The sequence below is a fragment of the Nocardia barduliensis genome (assembly GCF_013315795.1).
Lineage (GTDB): Bacteria > Actinomycetota > Actinomycetes > Mycobacteriales > Mycobacteriaceae > Nocardia > Nocardia barduliensis.
The window spans coordinates 74,131-90,474 of record NZ_JABLTE010000006.1 but is presented as its reverse complement, the minus strand read 5'-3'; the positions used below and the strand labels follow the sequence as shown (position 1 = coordinate 90,474).

The window sequence follows — 16,344 nt, the reverse complement described above, 5'->3', positions numbered from 1 at the left end:
TCCGCCGACGGCTGCGGACGCTGGCCGGGAACCGGTTCCGCACCGCCGCCTACTTGAGCATGCTGCCCGCGTCGATCGGCAGCGGAACACCGGTGACGAAGCGGGATTCATCCGAGGCCAGATAGAGCACCGCGTTGCTGATGTCGACCGGCTCCACCCACGCGACAGGCAGGGTGTGGAACATCCGGCAGATCGGTTCGAGATCGGCGGGCCCGGGGTTCTCCAGGTCGGGACGGAACAGCTTGTAGGTGCCCTCGTTCATCACCATCGGCGTGTTCACGTGGGTCGGGTGCACCGAGTTCACCCGGATCGAATGGTGCCCGAGCTCCACCGCGAAGGTGCGCATGAGGCCGACCACGCCGTGCTTCGCGGCGACGTAGTGCCCCACGTTGGGATACGCCTTGAGTCCGCCCACGGAGCTGGTGAGCACGATCGAGCCACCGCGGCCACCGGCGATCAGATGCGGGGCGCCGGCCTTCACGGTCTTCCACACGCCACCGAGGTTGACGTCGATCATGTCGTCCCACAGGTTCTCCTCGAGGTCGAGCAGTTGCCCGCCCTCGTTGCCGATCCCCGCGTTCGCGACGATGACGTCCAGCCGCCCGAGCTGCTCGACCCCGCTGTCGAGGGCGCTCTTCAACGCCGCGTAGTCGCGCACGTCCACCTCGGCGGTGAACACCCGCCTGCCTTCGGCTTTGACCAGATCGGCGGTGGTCGCCAGATCCTCGGGAGTGGACATCGGGAAGGGCACGTTGTCGAGTTGCTTGCAGACGTCGACGGCGATGATGTCGGCGCCTTCCTGCGCCAGCCGCACCGCGTGGCTGCGGCCTTGGCCGCGCGCCGCACCGGTGATGAACGCGACCTTTCCTTCGACCCGTCCGGTCATGGTTACCTCTATTCGTTGTGCGGGGCTTGGCGGCCCGGCGCTCAGGGGTTGGGTGTGAAGGTGATGTGGAGGTCGGTGAGCCCGCGCAGGATGTAGGTGGGCTCGTAGCTGTAGCGCCGCTCCCCCGCCGGGCCGTGACGTTCCTCATCGATCGCGATGTCGAGCATCCGGTCCAGGATCCGTTCGATCGACACGCGCCCTTCGACGCGGGCCAGCGGCCCGCCGGGGCAGGAGTGCACGCCGCGGCCGAACGCCATGTGCTCACGGAAATTCGGCCGGTCCAGACGGAACTCGTGCGGATTCTCGAACCGCCGCGGATCCCGGTTGGCGGCGCCGGGGCAGAACATCACCGTCGAACCCACCGGAATGTCGACCTCGCCGATGGTCGTCGCGCGCTTGGCCAGCCGGAAACCGCTCTTGACCGGCGAATCCAGCCGCAGCGACTCCTCGATGAACACCGGGATCAGACTGCGATCGGCACGCAGCCGCTCCTGCACCTCGGGATGGTCGCCCAGGACCCGCAGGGACGCGCCGAGCAACTTCGCCGTGGTCTCCTGCCCGGCGGCGAACAAGAAGGTCGCCGACCGCACCACATCGATGACCTCCGGTGTGGAGCCGTCCGGGTACTTCGCCAGTGCGAGCGAGGTCAGCACGTCGTCGCGCGGCTCGCGCCGCCGATCGCTGATGTACGAGCTGAATTTCTCGTCCAGCCACTCCAGCGGATTGCTCGACACGACCTCTTTGTCCAGCGCGCCGACCCGCGAGCCCGGACGCTCGGCGCCCAGCACGATGCGGAATTGCTCGTGATCCTCCTCCGGCACTCCCAGCATGTCGGCCACGACCAGCAACGAGAACGGTTTGGCGTACTCCGCGAGGAATTCACAGCGTCCGCGCTCCAGGAATTCGTCGAGCTGGCGGTCGGCCAACCGCCACATGAAATCCTCGTTCTCCTTCAAGCGCGCCGGGGTCAGCAACCGATTCAGCAGCGAGCGGGCATAGGTGTGCTGCGGCGGGTCCATCGTCACCATGTGCTCGAACATCGGCAACCGACTGCGGTGCTGCTCGATCAACTCGGTGATGTCCTCGCCCTGCACTTCGAACGGCAACGGCGGGAACGGGCCGCCCACGGCGATCGCCGAGGAGAAGACCTCCGAATTCTTCAGCACCTCGGTCGACTCTTCGTACCCGGTCACCGCGTACACCCCGTACCGCGATTCCTGGGTCACCGGGCACTTGGCCCGCAGGTGGTCGAAATACGGATGGGGATCCGGCACGACGTCCGGATCGGTGAAGTAGTCGACCGAATCGAAGTCAGTCATGGGGAGCACTCCTGATTGTTAGAGCCTAGTGGGATGATAACATTATTCTCAGTTTGCGCGAAGATCATTCTCATAGGGTGTGAGAGATCCCGCCCGATCCCGCGACTCCCGGGGTCAGGGCAGATAGACCCGGCTCGCCAGCCAGCGGTCGCCGACGAGTTCCATGGTCATCTCGACGCGGCTGCGGTCCACCCGCGGATCCGCCGAGGCGGTGTTAGTCACCGTCTGGTCGATGAACAGCAGGACTTCGACTTTCGTCTCCGTCGCGGACTTCACCGCGGCGTCGAGCACCGTCCCCTTACCGGTCGCCTTGTTGTCCAGCAGCAGCTGTCGCAGCTGTCCGCTGGAGCGGGTGTACATATCCCGGAACTCCCCCGTCGAGCCGTCGAGGACCGCGGCGAAATCACGGTCGAGCGTGCCGGAGTCCACGCTCGTCAGCGTGACGGCGTAGGACCGCGCCGCGGCGAGCCCGGCTTCCGCCGCGGCGTCCACGTCGCGTTCCTTCTTCAGCTGCCAGCCCAGGACGGCGGCCGTGACCACCGCGGCCACGGCGACCACCGCCGTGATGGGCAGCAGACCGCGTCGGATCAGCGGCAGCACGCGCGAGAGCAGGCCCGGCCGCGCGGCCGCGCTCGGCTGTGCTTCGCCCGCGGACGCGGCGGCGGTCCCGGACTCGTCGGCGGACGGTTCGCCCGCGGACTCGTCGGCGGACGGTTCGGTCCCGGCGTCGTCCGTCGTGACGGCCGCGTCCTCGGCCTTGTCGCGGTCTTTCGACGGCTTCTCCTGCGTCGCTACCGATGTCGCGGTCTCGTTGTCGCTCATGATGCTTCCTCGCATGTGGTGTACGTCTGCACTGTCGGCCGGCCGTGGGCTGTGGTCGGTCATCGCCGCGGTGCGGGCGGCGGGGGCGGCAGCGGCGGTCCCGCGAACGTGAGCGGAAGCGACAGCGGCCCGATCGGGGTGGGAGTGGCCTGCCAGTCGGCACGGACGCCCGGCGGCGGACCGTCCGGAATGTCCTCTCCCGGTGGACGTGGCGCGTTGCGCGCGCCGCGGATCAGCACCGAGGGATCATGATCGGGGCAGGACGTGTACAGATACGGCTCCGGGAAGTCCGGCAGGGACGGCGGGCGGCGTGGCAGGTCGTAATCGCAGGAGTATCGCGGGTACAGATTCACCAGGCCCCAGATGCCGCCGTCGTGGAACGCCACCGCTATCGCGTCGAGCGTGGAGCCGGGACGCTCGGTGGGAAAGAAGAATTCCTGGAATGCGGGCACGCGTTTCGAGGTCGTGTCGGCCACCACCGCCAAGTTCTCCAGCAGGTCGGCGCCCGCGGCCGAGTTCTGCGCGAGCACGACGTCCAGAGCGCGCAGGGTTCCCGGTGCGGCGCCGAGCAACTCGGCGTAACCACCGGACTTCTGCTCGACGCCGCTCAGCACGGCATTCGTGTTGCCCGCGAAGCTGCCGAGGCCCGGACCGAAGTCACTGATCGTCGTGAGCACCGATCGGCTGTCGCGCAGCAGGCGGACCGTCTGCGGCAGCACCGAATCGAGTGTGGAGACCAGGAATACGCCGCCGTCGATGATGTCCGCGAGCTTGTCCGGTCCCTCCGGGCCGACGCCGAGTTCGTCCACGATGGCCGCCAGCTGCGCGGGATCGACCTGGGCCAGCGTCGAATCCAGTGCGGTGAGCGTCTTCCACAGCGGGGTCGGCGTCGTGGTGTGCTCGACCGCGATCTCGGCGCCGTCGGTGAGATACGGCCCGTCGTCGCGGCTGGGACGGAAGTCCAGGTACTGCTCGCCCGCCATGGAAAGGCTTGCCACGCGTACTTCCCCGTCGGCGGGTACCCGGATCTCGGCGTCGACGGCGGCGACCGCGACCAGCCCGGCACTGGTCAGCTCCACCGATTCGACCCGGCCGATCGGCACTCCACGCAAGGTGACCTGCCGACCGGCCAGCAGGCCGCCGGAATCGGCGAGATGCACGCGCACCCGGATCGTCGCGGCCGTCGGGTCGACGCCGAGCGCGCCGAACGCCAGATAGCCGACGCCCGCCACCAGGGTGAGCACCAGGGCGGTCGCGGAAAGGAACGAGCGCCTGGCGCGCCCCACACGCACTGCCGTCACCAGCACGCGCGCCGGCGGCTCGGAGACCGCCCGCAGCCCGGTCGGCATCCTCATCGGCCACCTCCGGTCACCCGTTGCTGGAGCTTCAGCAAGGTGTAGGTGAGGCTCCCCACGAACGCCTCCCAATCCCGGGCGTCCGGCAGGCGGCTCTCCGGATCACCGGGATGGTTCGGGTCCGGCAGGACACCGATCGCCAGATCCCGCATATCGGCGTCGACGCTGGCCGAGGTGCTGGTTGTGACGGCGATGACCGGTCCGAGCATCGCGTTCATCGCCGCCACACTCGCGTTCGGGTCGGTCGCGGCGGCGTCGAGCCCGGCCGCGATCCGGTTGATGTCGGCGACCATTCCGGTGGTTGCGGCGCCGTTCAAACCCGGGAGCTTCGCCAACTGACTGCTGATCCGGTCCACCCGGCGGACCAGGTCCAGCGCTTGCCGCGCGTTGTCCTGGAGGGTGCTCAGCGCGGGGCCCGCCGCCGAGACCACCTCATCGATGGTGCGGCGCTGGGCGTGCACCTGCCGGGTGAGCTCATCGATCTGCGCCAGCGTGGTACGGATGTCCTCCGAGCGGGCGGCCAGTGCCTGCACCACCCGGGTGGACTGCTCGATCAAGGCGCCGACCCGGTCGCCGCGGTCGCCGACCGCGTGGCCCAAACCGTTGACCAGGGTGGTGAGATTGCGGATCGCGCCACCGTTGACCAGTAGCGCGGCGGTGGTCAGCAGCTCCTCGATGGTGGCCGCGGCCGCGGTGGCGTCCTTGGCGATGCTGTCGCCGTCGCGCAGGGCGGGAGTCGCCGGCGTGGCGTCGGGCGGCGCCGTCAGCGCGACGAAGACGTCGCCCAGCGGCGTGGCGGTGCGCAGTTCCGCGCGCGTCCCGAGCGGCAGGATCACTCCCTGCTCGATGCTCATCGTGACCACCGCGGTGAAGTCGCGCACCGCCATGCCGGTCACCTCGCCGACATCCGCTCCGGAGAGCCGGACTTTCGCCTTGGCGGGCAGGTTGAGCGCGTTGGCGAAGTCGGCGTGGATGGTGTACTTCGCGCCGCCGACACCGGGCGCGGGCAACGGAAGATCCTCCAGGCCCACCGAGCACGCCGTGCTCGCCGCCAGCGCCACCGCACCGAGCACCGCCGCGCGAAGTCCGCGCCGCCGGGCCCTCATCGCGGCAACCTCGACATCGCGTCGAGCATGTCGGTGATCCCGAAATCCGGACCGAAGTCCTGCAACGTGCCGGTCGCACAGCCCAGTTGGCGCAAGCCAAGGATGTTGCACACCTCCTTGACGAGCTGACCGTCGAAGAAGACCTTGTCCAGCAGCGCGTGCACCCGCACCCCGCGGTACTGGAAATCGACCGCGTTGTACGCGTTGTTCAGCAGCAGCGGCGTCACGTCGATGAACTCGGCCAGCTCACGCCGGTAGTCGGCGAGCGCCCGCGTCACGGTGCCCGCGTCTGCCACCGTGGCCCTGATGGTCTCGGCGTTATGGGTGAGCAGGTCGTTCGCCTGGAGCAGGATCTGGTTGATCTGCGCGCCCGTGTCCCCCGCGCCGATATTCAGCTCGGCCAGCACATCGCCCAATTGACCAGCGGCGGCGCCGAATTCGCGGATCACGCCCTCGTTGTCGGCGGCGGCACGCACCAGGATGGCCAACTGGTCCACGATCCGGGTGATCGCGTCGCGGACCGCGGCGCCGTCGTCCTCGCCCAGGCGCACCGCGGTGGCCAATTGGTCCATGGTCTCGCGCAGTTGCGGGCCGCTGCCGGTGGTGATCGCCGCGGAGACGCCGAGCAGCGCCGCTATCGGACCGTCGCCCGGCCCTTCGCCCCGCAGTTCGCCCCCCATCCGGTCGGCGGCGCCGAGCAGACGGTCGAATTCCACCGGTGTCCTGGTCCGGTCCAGGCCCATCCGTGCGCCGTCGGCCAGCGTGGGGCCGCCGGTGTAGGCCGGGGTGAACTCGACGTGGCGGTCGGTGAGAACCGAGGTCGACAGCGTCACGGCTTTCGCGTCCGCGGGGATGTCGACATCGGCGTCGATCTCCATCGTCACCTCGACGTGCGAGCCGCGCGGCCGCACCGCGGTGACCTCGCCGACGGGCATGCCGAGCACGGCCACCGCGTTGCCGACGTAGAGTCCGGCCCCGTTGTCGAACGCGGCGGTCACGGTCTTGCCGGTGTCGCCGAAGCCCACCGCGTCCCCGGCGCATCCGGCCAGTGCGCCCACCACCAGCACCGCGGCGAGCCGGATCGAGACTGGTAGCGCTTTCATCGGCAGTCCTCGTAGTACGGGGGAAGGTCGACCTGCTCGGCACGTCCGCTGATGGCGCACATCCACGAGTCGATCAGCGGCCCGGCCGGGGCGGTGAAGTCGACCTCGTTTCCGGTGCCGGAGGCGTTGGCGAAGTTTCGCACCGGGACGGGCAGGATCTCCAAGGTGTTCCGCAGTAGCTGGTCGTTGCGGGCGAGACTGCCGAGCAGCCCGTTCAAGCCCGTGATCAGCTCGTCGAGCTTCGGCCGGTCGTCGACCACGAGTGTGCGGAGCTGGTCGGCGAGCCGCCGGGTTCCGTCCATCAGTCGCTGGATCGCGTCCCGGCGGGCGACGATCTCGCGCAGCAGGTCCCGGCCCTGAGTCGTGATGGCGGCCAGGTCGGCGCGCTGCTCGGTGACCACCGTGGTCAACCGCTGGGTGCCCGCAAGCAGTGCCCCCAGCTCCCCGCGGCGGTCGCCGATGATCGTGGACAGCGCGCGCATGTTCTCCAGCAGCCCGGGCAACACCGCGGGGACCCCGTCCAACTGGGCGGCCAAGCTGTCGAGCGACTTGCCGATCTGCTGGGCGTCGATCTGCTCGAAGGTGACCGTGGCGTTCTCCAATGCCTGCTGCAGGTCATAGGGAACCGACGTGTGGCGCAATGTGATCCGTCGCTCGGGCAGCGCACCCGCCCCCGCCGGTCGCAGCTCGACGTACCTGGCGCCGAGCAAGGTGGTGAGCTTGATCGCGGCGCCGGTCTCCGACCCCAGCGCCACGCTCTCGTCCACCTCCAGCGTGACCACCACGCGGTCACCGGCCAGCCGCTGCGCCTGCACGGTCCCGACCGGCACGCCGGCGACGGTGACCGAGTCGCCGGGGCGGATCCCGGCCGCCTGGGCGAATTCCACCTCGTAGGAGACCCGGCCGACGTCGGCCGCGTCGAACGCCAGCGCGGCGGCCGGAACGGCCGTCAGCACCGCGAGCGCCACCACGCCCAGTACGCTGCGCCGGTGTGACTCGATCGGCTGCCGTAGCGTCCGAATGGCTTGTCTGGCGAACTCTTTCGATTTCATACCCTCACCTGCAGATCGGTGAATGCTGGGGCTTGCCGGTCGACGACGCGAGCCCCACGATCGTGGGCACCAGCGTCGAGAGGCTGGGAATCAGGTCGACCCCGAAATTGCACAGATAGGTGTTCAGATAAGCGCCCTCTTGACTCACCCTGGCCAGGCCTTTCATCAGAGCGGGCAGGTTGAAGCCGAGGTAGGCGAAGTTGTCCTTGTTCTCCATGAAGTGCCGGGTGAAACCCGGCTCCCGAGAGAGCATTTCGTCGAGATCCGGCTGCACATCCGCGACCGCACCGGCCATCCGGTCGGTGAGCGTCGCCGCGGTGCTCAGCGTGCCGAGCAGTTCGGCGCGGTGCAGCGCCAGCCCGTCGATGATCGAGCGCGACCGCGTGATGAGCGAACTCACCGCCCCGCTGTGCACCGCCAGATCACCCACCACCTGGTTGAGGTTGGTGATGACGGCGTCCAGCACCTGATCCGGTCCGGCGAGCGACCTGGCCAGCGTCGAGACCTGTTCGATCAGCAGGACCACCGACGTGTTGTCGCCTTGCAACGCCTTGATCAGAGCGCCGGTCACATTGTCGACCTGCGCGGGGTCCAGCCCGCCGAACAGCGGCTCGAATCCGTTGAGCAGCGCGGAGATGTCGAAGGATGGCTCGGTGCGCTCGAGCCGGATCTCCCCGCCCGGCCGCAGCGGAGCCGGATCACCGAAGTCGGCCGGTGCGAGACCGAGATACCGCTGGCCGATGACGTTCTGATAGGTGATCGACGCCTTGGTATCGCCGGACAGCCGCTGTTCGTCCTCGACCCGGAACCGCACCCGGGCCAGGGTGCCGTCCAACTCGATCTTGTCGACGCGACCAACCCGGACTCCGGCCATGCGCACGTCGTCGCCCACCCGCAATCCGCTGACATCGCTGAACACCGCCGAATACGGGTGGGTTCCGCCGTCGACCCCGCGGTGCAAGGTCACGAAGGTGACCCAGAGCAGAGCGACGGCGGCGGCCACGAAAAGGCTCACGCCGATCAGGGCGCGGCGATAGCTCATCGAGCACCTCCCCCGGGGAAGGGACCATCACCCAGCAACGGCGTGAGGATCGATTCCGCGCCGTTGGCTTCTCCGCTCAGCACGCGGCGGATCAGCTCCTGGAGGTCCGCGGGCAGGTCGGGAGGCGGCGGGTAGGTCCGCGGGTCCATCGTCGGTGGCAACTCTTGCGTGGGAACGTCGGTCGGAGCCGTGGCGCAACTGGCCCCGGCCAGCTCGCCGTAGCGGGGGCAGTCCGCCCGGGTGTACGGCGTGTGCGGGGTGAACCGGAACTGGAACTTGCCGCGCCCGCGCGGGCTGTCCTGGTTCCAGAACTCGGTGAACCACAGGTCGGACAGCTTCCTGATCCGGACGACGATCGGCCCGAAAGCCGGTGCGCCCTCGCCGAAGACGTCGAGGACCGGACCCATCTGATCCAGCACGGTGACGATCTGGTCGGTGCGCCGGTCCAGCGTGTCATTGACCGTGGACAGGGTCGTGTCGCCCGCTGCCAGCAGCCCCACGAGTTGCTGGTGCTGTTCGGCGAAGGTCCGCATGGGCGTGACGGCGTGGTGCAGTGCGTCCAGCAGATCGGGCGCGGAGGCGTTGAGCCCGCGCACGGCGTCGGCCAGCGTGGTCAGCGTCGGCGGCCCACCGTCGGGGGCGAGCAGCGCGTCGAATTCCCGGGTGATGCGCTCGAGTTGCGCGCCGGCCGCGACGAGGTCGGCGCCCCGGCGATCGGTGGCCGTCGCGACGGCGGCGAGCACGCCCACCGTATTGCTCGCGCCGATCCGTGCCGCGCCGGCGATGATCTCGCGCAGCTTGGTGAGGGCGGTCTGCAATTGCACCGTCGAGAGGCTGCGGTCCTGGCGGATGTCGGCATGCGGAGGCAGCGCGGCACCGGGACCGTTGTCCACCAGCTGGACCGACGACACGGCGAAGACGTTGCTCGGGACGACCCGCGCGGTCACCGTCCGCGGGATTGCCGCCACCGCGGACGGATCGAGCAGCAGCCGCACCCGGTGGGGGCCGCCGCCGACGGCGGGCGCGACCTCGGCCACGGTGCCGACCAGCATTCCGCGGAACTTCACGTCCGACCGGGCGGGCAGCCCGTCGCCGAGTTGTTCGAGCAGGGCGGTCACCTCGACCTTGTCGTCGAACCGGCCGGTGGACTTCATCAGCAGCACCGACACGACCGCCACGGTGACCACGACGAGCACAAGACCGCGCGCGAGCAGCGAGACCGCCGAGGGGCCACGCCCGTCTTTCTCGAACAGGATCGACATACTCATCCTCCGAGCCTCGCGCTGGCGCCGATGCCCCACAGGGCCACCGTGAGCAGCAGATTGACGACGATCATCAGCGAGATCGCCGCTCGCATCGCCCGCCCGGCGGCGATGCCGACGCCTTGCGGGCCACCGGCGGCGTAGAAGCCGTAGTAGCACTGGACGGTCGAGGTGAGCACGACGAACACGACCGCCTTGAGCAACGAGTAGACGATGTCCGGCCCGTTGAGCACCAGTTGGAAATAGTGCTCGTAGGTTCCGGCCGAAAGCCCGCCGGACAGCCCGACCACCACGCGCACCGCCAGGTAGTTCACCGCCAGGCACACCACGTACAGCGGGATCATCGCGAGCACCGAGGCCAGGATGCGGGTGCTGACCAGGTACGGGATGGAGCGGATGCCCATCGACTCCATCGCCTCGATCTCCTCGGCGATGCCCATGGCACCCAGTTGGGCGGTGAAACGGCAGCCCGCCTGGGCCGCGAACGCCAGCGAGGCCATGATCGGAGCCAGTTCCCGCGTGGAGGCGGTCGAGGCGATCAATCCGACCGTGGGCTCCATCCCGAGCAGATGTAAGGCGTTGTAGCCTTCCAAGCCCACGATGGCCCCACCGGCGGCGCCGAGCACGATGATCACACCGGCCGTTCCGCCACCGACGACGATCGAACCGTTGCCCCAGGTGACATCGGACAGGATGCGCACGAACTCGGTTCGGTAGTGGCGCAACATCACCGGGATCGAGAACAGGGCACGCAGGAAGAACGTCATCATGTGCCCGAGGCGCATGACGGCGGTACCCCAGCTGGACCAGGCCGCGCAGCGCGACGCGGGTGCCCGGCGGGCGGTACGGCGCGGCCATCACAACCCCTGCTTGGGCAGCAGGACCATCGACAACTGGGTGACGCCGACGTTCACGGTCATCAACAGCAGAATCGAGGCGACGACGGTCGAATTGACCGAGTTGGCCACGCCGGCGGGCCCGCCCTTGGTCGACAATCCCTTCTCGCACGCCACCACGGCCACGATGGCCCCGTACACGACGGCTTTGAACAGCGTCAGCACCAGATCGCTCACCGTCGCGAACGACGCGAAAGTGGTGACGAAACTACCGGGCGCGCCGCTCTGCACGAAGACGTTGAACAGGTATCCGGCCAGGAAGCCGACGAAGCAGACGACCCCGGTCAGCGACACCCCCACCACCACCGCGGCGGCCAGGCGCGGGACCACCAGCCGCCGCACCACCGAGACCCCCATGACCTCCATCGCGTCCAGTTCGTCGCGGATCTTCCTGGAGCCGAGGTCCGCGCAGATCGCCGAACCGACGGCCGCGGCCATGAGGAGCGCGGCCACCATCGGCGCGCCCTGCCGGATGACCGCCAAGCCGCTCGCGGCGCCCGCCAGCGACGTGGCGCCCACCTGCCCGGCGAGCAGACCGAACTGTATCGACAGCGTCACCCCGATCGGCAGCGACACGAAGACCGTCGGCAGCACGGCCGCCGAGGCCATGAACGCGGCCTGCCTGACGAACTCGGTGAACGCGAACCGCCCGGTCACGACGTCCACGCACAGGTATTGCAGTGCGCGCACCCCGAGCACGAACTGGCCGCCGACGGTTTCCAGGGCGGTGATCGGATGGCGGCGCAGATAACCGCGGAACCAACCGGCGATCTCCCCGGTCGCCGACGACGCGCCGCCGTGGGCGGCTACGCGCGTGTTCTCGCGCACGTCGGTTTCGCGGGAAATCATCATCGTTCTCGAAACTCTCCGGGTCCGGCATCCAAGCACAATCGCGAAGGAACAATCTGAAACAGCTTTGTTCCATGTGCTGTCCGCACTGCGATACGAGGAATAGCCGGACATTCGAACGGTCCAGTGACTGCCACGCTTCCAGAGGAACGGAAATCCGCTCCCGGGACGTCGGCCCACCTGCCCGACTCGAATCTCGCCCCGAGTGCTCACTCCGGCGACGAAGCGTCACATCGTTATTGTGCTTGCCGCCACATCACGAGTCAATAGCGGGAGGAAAGGGGCGCGCGATTCGTCCGGACACGGAATATTGGTTTCGACAAGATAATGGATGCACAAAGTCGAGTGGCGGACCCTATGGTCGCCACCCGAATCGTCGACGTTTCCAGCGAAACGAAAGTCGCTCGGGAAACGCAAAGTTTGATCGAGCTGCCGCGCGACGATATTCGCGCACGCCACGGAATCGGCGGCCCGTTCTCCGCGCCGCATCATCGTGACCCCCGCACGAGCCTCCTGACTACCCGCGTCCACCTGTCTGGTACATCACGGCATCGGCGCATCGCACCTTGATCGACCAGGGTCGACACGCCGTGCCGAGCACATGCTCAGCACTATGCTGTGCACATGCATAGCATGGTCGGGGACAATGCGTCAATAGAACCGGCTTCCGGTACTACGATACGAATTGATCCTATGACCAATTTTCGCGAAGGAGGCCGGCGGATGCCATCGCCCCGCAGGATCGGAGCACCCGACGCCAGAAATCGCGGCGTCCTGATCGACGCCGCCGAACAGCTTCTCCTGGAGGAGGGCTGGGCGGCGGTGACCTCGCGGCGGGTGGCCGACCGCGCCGGGCTCAAACCGCAGCTCGTGCACTATTACTTCCGATCCATGGACGAACTGCTGCTGGAAATCTTCCGGCGCCGTGCGGAGCAAGGGCTCGACCTCCAAGCGGAGATGATGAAAACGAAAAGACCACTACGCGCACTGTGGGATTTCAGCACCGACGCGGCGGCGGTGCGCTTCACTATGGAATTCGTCGGGCTGTCCAATCACCGTCCCGCGATCCGGGAGGCGGTGGCCGAGTACGCGGAGCGATTCCGGAGTATCCAGACCGAGGTACTCCAGCGCATTCTCGACGAATACGAATTCGATACCACCCGCTTTCCACCCGCGGCCATGGCGGTATTGATGACGAGCGTTTCCCGGGTGGTCGTGCTGGAGCGGGCGCTCGGCATGTCCGGCGGACACGCCGAAGCCTTCGAACTGGTCGAGCGCGAGATCGACAGACTCGAAGGCAAGCGCGGCGACGCCGCATCCGGCAGCCCCTGACCGGCGGAGTCAGCGTGCCGGGACCAAGTCCACCTCGCAGCGGTAGGCCGGGGGCCGGAGTTCGCCGGTCCGGAACACCTCGCTCCACCCAACGACCTCGGCGGGCGACCCCGCCGCGGCGAGGGCACACGACTTGAATGCCCGCGCCGCCACACTCATTCGGTGCTGCGCGTGGTCGACCCGGTGATCCAGTTCGGCGGGCAGGTCGGCGCCCCACAGCGCCACCTCGGTGAGGCCGCGGTCGAGGCAGTCGAGGACTCCGGCGCGCACCCGGCCGTCGGACCGATAGGTCTGCGCGGCCACTGCGACGGCCGTCGGCCAGGTGTCGTGCACCGGCGCCGCCAGGGACTGTTCCAGGTCGAGCACCGTGGCGCCGAGGATGCGCAGCGGGCGCACATTCGCGTGGTCGGCGATCAGCACCGTCACCTCCCACCCCGCGGTGGTGCGGTCGAACAGCCAGCCGCCCGCATGACGGATCACCTCGACCGCGCTCGGCGCCACCACCGCGAGGCGATAGCGCAGCGGATGCCGTCGCGCGTGGGCGCGCCAGCGCGAGACGGAGTGCAGGTCTCGAACACCTCGGTCAACGGAATCGACGAATCGTGTGGCCATGGTTACTCATCCCGTTATCGAACGTGCGGATCGGAGCAGGTCCGACCGCGGGCCCGGCACGCGGGCGCCCGCGGTCTCGCCGACACCGGAATCGGCGAGGCCCTCGGCTCTACGGCGGCCGCGCGCCGAACCGAACGGTCGATCCGGGGCGCGGACGGCGTGTCAGGGCTGGTGACGGAGCGCCGCGCCGCTGCACCGGAAAACCTACCGCTCACACCGTAATTTGGTTCTCGCACTCGTGATACCGACCTTGCAAATCTCGATTATGTGATCTACGTCACTTTAATGATGTTACTCGATGTTCCGGCCCTGCTCGGGCATCGGTGGCCGACCCGGAATCACTTGACGCGGTTCATTACTCGATCGGCGGCGCGCCAGTGCTCGTCGGTTACCCAGAGCCGAGCGAACTCGGCGACCGCCTCCTCGGGAAGCACCCCGCCGACCACACGCTTGATCGCAGCGGCGGGCGCGGTCGCCAGCGAACGCGCCGCGACGCGCCAGCCCTTGTCGAATTCGGCACGCGGGAGCACCCTGTCCACCAACCCGACCCGCTCGGCGGAGGCGGCGTCGAGAATTGTCCCCGAACCCGCGAGCAGCAGCGCCCGGCCCGGCCCGACCAGCCGGGCGAGCCGCTCCGCACCGCCCCATGCGGGCATGATCGCCAGCGACACCTGGTTGAACCCGATTTTGATGTCGTCGGCCGCGATCCGGATGTCCGCGGCCACCGCCACCTCGGCGCCACCGCCGAGGGCGTGCCCGTTGAGCGCGGCGATCACCGGACCGGGAAACGCGGCGAGCCGATCGCAGATGCCGCGCATCCGCCGAGCCATCTCCGCCGCCTGCTCCTCGGTCCGCAGCGCGGCGAGCTCCTTCAGATCCCCGCCGGAGACGAAGGCGCGATCCCCCGACCCGGTGATGACCAGCGCCCTGGCATCGGCGGCGGCGTCGATCGCCTTCTCCAGTTCGTCCATCGTGCCCGGCGCGATGGCGTTGCGCGCGTGCGGGCGGTTGATCGTGACGACCGCCAATCCCGCCTCGAGCTCGAGCTCGACCATAACTTGTTCTCCCATGAGGAAATGTGATTCTCTAATCTAGAGAACAATATACGCATACTACGAGTCGCCCGGCACGGGATGGGAGTCCGACGATGCGCAAGATCCCCCTCGACCTGGTCCAGCGCTACCGGGAGGAGGGTTGGTGGACCTCGGAGACGATCGGCGACCTCCTGGCCCGCGGGCTTGCGGCCGCACCCGCCACCGCGTTTCGCGTCCACTCCGCGGCGCGACCGTGGTCGGGCACGTTCGGCGAGGTGGAGCACATCGCCCGCAGACTGGCCGCCGGGTTGCGCCGCCGCGGCGTCGGCCCCGGCGACGCGATCGCATTCCAGCTGCCGAACTGGATGGAGGCCGCCGCTGTGTTCTGGGCCTCGGCCTTCCTGGGGACCACGGTGGTGCCGATCGTGCACTTCTACGGACGCAGAGAACTCACCCACATCCTGGCCGAGGTCCGGCCCAAGGTCTTCGTGACCACCGATCGGTTCGGCAACACCGAGTTCGACCCCGGCGTGCGCGAGGCGATCCCGATCGTCGGCGTGGTCGGTGCGGATTTCGAGCAGTTGCTCGATCCGGTGCCGATGCCGGGTACCCTGCCCGCCGACCCCGCGGCGCCCGCGCTCATCGCTTTCACCTCCGGCACCACCCGCGCGCCGAAAGGCGTGGTACACAGCCATCAGACGCTCGGCCACGAGACCCGGCAGCTCGCGGGCATGTACCCGGCCGACCGCGGCGACCAGCTCACCGGGGCGCCGGTCGGTCACTTCATCGGCATGGTGAACGCCTTCCTGATCCCGGTGCTCGATCGGATGCCGATCAACCTGATCGACGTCTGGGATCCGGGCAAAGTGCTCGAAGTGATGCTCGCCGAGCGGCTCACCGTGGGCGGCGGCGTGCCCTACTACGTCACCAGCCTGCTCGACCACCCGGACTGCACCCCTGCCCATTTGCCCTACCTGCGCTACGCGGGCATGGGCGGTGCGGCGGTACCCGCCGCGATCACCACCCGGCTGGCCGCGGCCGGCATCACCGTGTACCGCTCCTACGGCAGCACCGAGCATCCCTCGATCACCGGATCGCACCACACCGCCCCGGAGGAAAAACGGCTGTTCACCGATGGCGCCGCATTGCCCGGCGTGGAAGTGCGACTGGCGGAGGACGGCGAAATCCTCAGCCGCGGACCGGATCTGTGCCTCGGCTACACCGATCCGGAGCTCACCGCCGTCGCTTTCGACGACGACGGCTGGTACCACACCGGCGACGTCGGCGTCCTGGACGCGGACGGCTACTTGACGATCACCGATCGCAAGTCCGACATCATCATCCGCGGCGGCGAGAACATCAGCGCGCTCGAGGTCGAAGAGCTGCTGCTGACCCTGCCCGGCGTCACCGAGGCGGTGGCGGTCGCGGTGCCCGATACCCGGCTCGGCGAGCGGACCGCCGCGGTGCTGCGGCTGCGTTCGGGCCGGGCCGCGCCGACCCTCGATGAGCTGCGCGCTCACTTCGCTCGCGCGGGGCTGGCCAAACAGAAGTGGCCGGAGGAAGTGCACGTCGTGGACGACTTTCCCCGTACCGCCAGCGGCAAGGTCCAGAAATTCCTGGTTCGCGCCGATCTCGCGGCCGGGCGCGCCGAGAGCGTTGCGGCACAACCGTGAA

The 16,344-nt window shown here is 68.6% G+C and carries 14 protein-coding genes and 1 pseudogene; 2 read left to right on the top strand and 13 right to left on the bottom strand.

The window, feature by feature from the left end; translation table 11 throughout:
• Positions 1–49 precede the first annotated feature (49 nt).
• The 11 genes and pseudogenes from HOV91_RS04735 to HOV91_RS04685 all read right to left on the bottom strand — a co-directional run bounded on the left by HOV91_RS04735 (position 50) and on the right by HOV91_RS04685 (position 11,692).
• Positions 50–886 (bottom strand): mycofactocin-coupled SDR family oxidoreductase, encoded by an 837-nt coding sequence (locus HOV91_RS04735; RefSeq protein WP_174184190.1) that lies wholly within the window; start codon positions 884–886, stop codon positions 50–52.
• Positions 887–927: 41 nt separating this feature from the next.
• A complete protein-coding gene (locus HOV91_RS04730) occupies positions 928–2,205 on the bottom strand; it encodes a cytochrome P450 (RefSeq protein ID WP_174184189.1) in 1,278 nt (425 codons plus the stop codon).
• 114 nt (positions 2,206–2,319) lie between these two features.
• The gene (locus HOV91_RS04725) at positions 2,320–3,027 is read right to left on the bottom strand and encodes an Rv1363c family protein (RefSeq protein WP_174184188.1); all 708 of its coding nucleotides are present in this window, start codon (positions 3,025–3,027) and stop codon (positions 2,320–2,322) included.
• Positions 3,028–3,086: 59 nt separating this feature from the next.
• The gene (locus HOV91_RS04720; protein WP_246349830.1) at positions 3,087–4,382 is read right to left on the bottom strand and encodes an MlaD family protein; all 1,296 of its coding nucleotides are present in this window, start codon (positions 4,380–4,382) and stop codon (positions 3,087–3,089) included.
• Positions 4,379–5,488, bottom strand: a complete 1,110-nt coding sequence (locus HOV91_RS04715; protein WP_174184187.1) for an MlaD family protein — start codon at positions 5,486–5,488, stop codon at positions 4,379–4,381. Before HOV91_RS04715 ends, HOV91_RS04720 begins: the two co-directional genes overlap by 4 nt.
• Complete coding sequence (locus HOV91_RS04710; RefSeq protein ID WP_174184186.1) at positions 5,485–6,591, bottom strand: MCE family protein; 1,107 nt, start codon at positions 6,589–6,591, stop codon at positions 5,485–5,487. The genes HOV91_RS04715 and HOV91_RS04710 overlap by 4 nt, the downstream gene beginning before the upstream one ends.
• On the bottom strand, positions 6,588–7,643 hold the full coding sequence (locus HOV91_RS04705) for an MCE family protein (RefSeq protein ID WP_174184185.1): 1,056 nt from the start codon (positions 7,641–7,643) through the stop codon (positions 6,588–6,590). The genes HOV91_RS04710 and HOV91_RS04705 overlap by 4 nt, the downstream gene beginning before the upstream one ends.
• A gap of 4 nt (positions 7,644–7,647) precedes the next feature.
• On the bottom strand, positions 7,648–8,685 hold the full coding sequence (locus tag HOV91_RS04700) for an MlaD family protein (protein ID WP_174184184.1): 1,038 nt from the start codon (positions 8,683–8,685) through the stop codon (positions 7,648–7,650).
• Entirely contained in the window at positions 8,682–9,953 is a 1,272-nt protein-coding gene (locus HOV91_RS04695; RefSeq protein ID WP_246349829.1) for an MlaD family protein, read from the bottom strand. The genes HOV91_RS04700 and HOV91_RS04695 overlap by 4 nt, the downstream gene beginning before the upstream one ends.
• Positions 9,950–10,805 (bottom strand): annotated as a pseudogene (locus HOV91_RS04690) (ABC transporter permease). Before HOV91_RS04690 ends, HOV91_RS04695 begins: the two are co-directional and overlap by 4 nt.
• Positions 10,805–11,692: an MlaE family ABC transporter permease gene (locus tag HOV91_RS04685; protein WP_174184240.1), complete on the bottom strand. Its 888-nt coding sequence runs from the start codon at positions 11,690–11,692 to the stop codon at positions 10,805–10,807. The pseudogene HOV91_RS04690 and the gene HOV91_RS04685 overlap by 1 nt, the downstream one beginning before the upstream one ends.
• A 723-nt stretch (positions 11,693–12,415) precedes the next feature.
• On the opposite strand from HOV91_RS04685, the gene HOV91_RS04680 reads away from it, so the two are divergent.
• Complete coding sequence (locus tag HOV91_RS04680; RefSeq protein WP_174184182.1) at positions 12,416–13,024, top strand: TetR/AcrR family transcriptional regulator; 609 nt, start codon at positions 12,416–12,418, stop codon at positions 13,022–13,024.
• Between the two features lie 9 nt (positions 13,025–13,033).
• Here the strand turns inward: HOV91_RS04680 and HOV91_RS04675 are convergent, their stop codons facing one another.
• A complete protein-coding gene (locus HOV91_RS04675) occupies positions 13,034–13,636 on the bottom strand; it encodes a hypothetical protein (protein WP_438822632.1) in 603 nt (200 codons plus the stop codon).
• 338 nt (positions 13,637–13,974) lie between these two features.
• Entirely contained in the window at positions 13,975–14,691 is a 717-nt protein-coding gene (locus HOV91_RS04670; RefSeq protein ID WP_174184238.1) for an enoyl-CoA hydratase/isomerase family protein, read from the bottom strand.
• Between the two features lie 92 nt (positions 14,692–14,783).
• Between HOV91_RS04670 and HOV91_RS04665 the strand changes: the two genes are divergently transcribed.
• Positions 14,784–16,343 (top strand): AMP-binding protein, encoded by a 1,560-nt coding sequence (locus HOV91_RS04665; protein ID WP_174184181.1) that lies wholly within the window; start codon positions 14,784–14,786, stop codon positions 16,341–16,343.
• The last annotated feature ends 1 nt before the right edge of the window (position 16,344 follow it).